This is a genomic window from Polaribacter sp., from assembly GCF_024639685.1.
In the GTDB taxonomy this organism is placed as follows: Bacteria; Bacteroidota; Bacteroidia; order Flavobacteriales; family Flavobacteriaceae; genus Polaribacter.
The window spans coordinates 134795-137902 of record NZ_JAHEHX010000020.1 but is presented as its reverse complement, the minus strand read 5'-3'; the positions used below and the strand labels follow the sequence as shown (position 1 = coordinate 137902).

2 protein-coding genes are annotated in these 3108 nt (G+C 31.9%); both read right to left on the bottom strand.

The window, feature by feature from the left end; translation table 11 throughout:
- On the bottom strand, window positions 1–2588 hold a 2588-nt coding region (locus Q0L44_RS09460; protein ID WP_296637853.1), incomplete at its 3' end, for a PKD-like domain-containing protein.
- Between the two features lie 140 nt (window positions 2589–2728).
- On the bottom strand, window positions 2729–3108 hold a 380-nt coding region (locus Q0L44_RS09455; RefSeq protein ID WP_296637852.1), incomplete at its 5' end, for a T9SS type A sorting domain-containing protein.

Genomic DNA, 3108 nt, shown 5'->3' with positions numbered 1-3108 from the left:
ATCGTATAAATGACATCTATAAGTGATGATGATGTGTTTGTATATGAATCATTAAAGATCCCATCAGATGAGATTGTACTGTTATTTACGCTGTTATTTTCACCAGGTGTTAAACCATTGGTTGTAATTCCTGTGATTCTGTAATTCGATATTGCTGGTGCTCCATCTGTATCTGCTCCTAAAGTAACTCCTACTACATCACCACTGTTAACCGTATCTGTTATATCAGCTACTACGGGTGCTGGGTTCACTGTAACTGTTACCGTAAATGGATCTCCTCCACAATCTGCTGCATCTCCAGGTATTTCAATATATGGAGTAACTGTATAAACTACTTCAACAGATGCTGATGTGGTATTGGTAAATGAATCACCATTCAACGCATCTGAACCTGTTCCGTAACTTGATGGACCTGTTCTTGTTAAACCAGGTGGTATCGATACTTGATCTATTATATACTTAAAACTATCGCCTCCTGATAAAATACCCGCATTAAGATCTAGAGTTAAAGTATCATCACTACAAACTGTTTCTGTTTGAACGGATACTACAGGTACTGGATTCACAGTGATTGTTACTGTAAAAGAACCTCCTTCAACTCCCTCCGAACTAACTGGAACAATCGTGTAAACAACCTTAACAGGAGCATTACTAGGATTAGACCAAGCATCATCAGATAACTCATCACTAAGAACACCATCTGTAACTGCTGGATTTCCTGCACTAGCCGTTAATCCATTAGAGTTGATACTAGTAATATTATAACTAGGTATAGCAATTCCATTAGTACTTCCATTTAAAGTAACTCCTAAATCTTGCTCATTACAAACTGTCAATGTTTGATCAGCAACTACAGGCTCTGGCCTTATAGCAACAGTAACCGTAAAAGAATCCCCTTCACATCCTTCTGTGCTTATTGGTACAATCGTATAAATGACATCTATAAGTGATGATGATGTGTTTGTATATGAATCATTAAAGATCCCATCAGATGAGATTGTACTGTTATTTACGCTGTTATTTTCACCAGGTGTTAAACCATTGGGTTTATTGATAACGGTGATCCTATATGAAGTTGCAGGGGCATTGAGATTGGTACCAGTATTCAATGTAACATTTATACCCTCTCTACTAGAGACACTTGATGTAGCTATTTGATCATTAACTGTAGGAACTAAGTTATCTGGTTTTACAGTTACGCTTACTGTAAAGGGAGTACCTTCACAGCCAATGGCATCAACAGGAACAACTGTGTAAACTGCTGTAATATCTTCAGTTGTAGGGTTATTAAATGTATCATCTGATAAATCCCTAGCCAACAAACCTGAACTTACCGAAGGATTTCCAAAAACTACTGTCAATCCACCTGAATCAAAATCAATTATATTATATGCAGCAGCAGGTATAGTGTTACTCGCATTAAAAGATACTCCCAATGCCTCTTCACTACAAACCAAAATTGGTTGATCTTTCACTGAAAGCTCTGGATTAACAGTAACTGTAACTGTAAATGAATCACCAATACAATTTTGGCCTTCTGGTTCAACCGAATAAACAACATTAATAGGATCACTAGTAGGGTTAGACCAGGCATCATTAAATAACTCATCACTAAGAACACCATCTTTAACTTCTGGACTTCCTGCACTAGCCGTTAATCCATTACTTGTAATGTTGGTTATATTGTACCTAAGTGCACTTGGTCCATTTGTGTCATTTCCTAAATAAATTCCGATTGGTTGATTTCTACAAACTGTTTTTGTTTGATCTGCAACTTTTGGACTAGGGAGTATAGGAACTGTTACCGTAAACGAATCCCCTTCACAATTTTGTGCGCTTATAGGAACTATCGTATAAATTACATTTTTAGAAATTGATGAATTATTACTAAATGAATCTCTTGTTAAGGCTGTTTTAGAAAATCCATTTCCAATTGAAATATTTCCTATAGTTGATTCTAATCCATCATCGTTTATATCAATGATATTATAACTAGATATAGCAACTCCATTAGTACTATCATTTAATGTAATATCTAAAGGTATTTCACTACAGATAGAGTTAATACTTTGAGAATCAACTTCAGGTTCTGGATTTATAAAGAAAGTTAAATTAAATTCATCACCTTCAATAAAAATACCATTTGAATAAGTAGGTCTAATATAATAAACTACCTTAAGTGTTCTACTCGTTAAATTTGTGAAAGAATCGTTTAAAGTTTGGTTTGAAGTTAGTTCAAAACTAGCTCCCCTATTATTAGAAGAAGGTATTAATTCACTGTCTGTTTCATCTTCAAGCACTACGATATTAAAAGAAGGGTAAGGTATACCCTCACTATTAGTAAAATCAAAAATAACGCCTAATTGTTCATCACTACAAATAGTAGTTTCATCTTGTATTGATAATGGGTTAATACTACCTATGAAAGAATTAGAAATTAAATTTTTTGAGAGATCATAAGTGCTTGATACAAGATGATTGTTATCAGCTTTTACAATAAAATTTAAAGTTAAAAATAAATAAAATATAAGTTTATGGAGAAATACTTCTTTAGAATCAGAATTTCTATTTGATTTAGAAATTTTCATAGTTTATTTTGGTAATGATATAAAACAATATTTAATTGATTTATGGTTTTGTTATTAGACAAATTTATAATTATTTTAAAAAAAATAATTTATTCATATGCAACATTGCTAATATTTAACAAATTGAATTCAAGAAGATTTTAATTTTTTATAAATCTTCTAGTAACAACTTTTTGATTATTTTCAAATTTTATAATATAAATACCACTTTTAAGATTATAAACATCTATTTCACTTAAAGTCGTTTTTGATAATACTAACTTACCTAATACATTATAAATCGAAACTTTAACTTCTTTCTGTAGTCCTTGAATAGTTAATTTACCATCTACAGGATTTGGATATACTTTTAACTTATAATTAGTATTCTCTTCAATTGAAAGACTCGATTCTACATTTACAGTTCTAATAACTTGAACGGCATTATTATTGTTAGCATCACTAACATCATAAGTAACTGTATAGGTTCCAACAATTGAAGTATCTACAGTATTTACAGTCACAATACTAGAGGTAATAT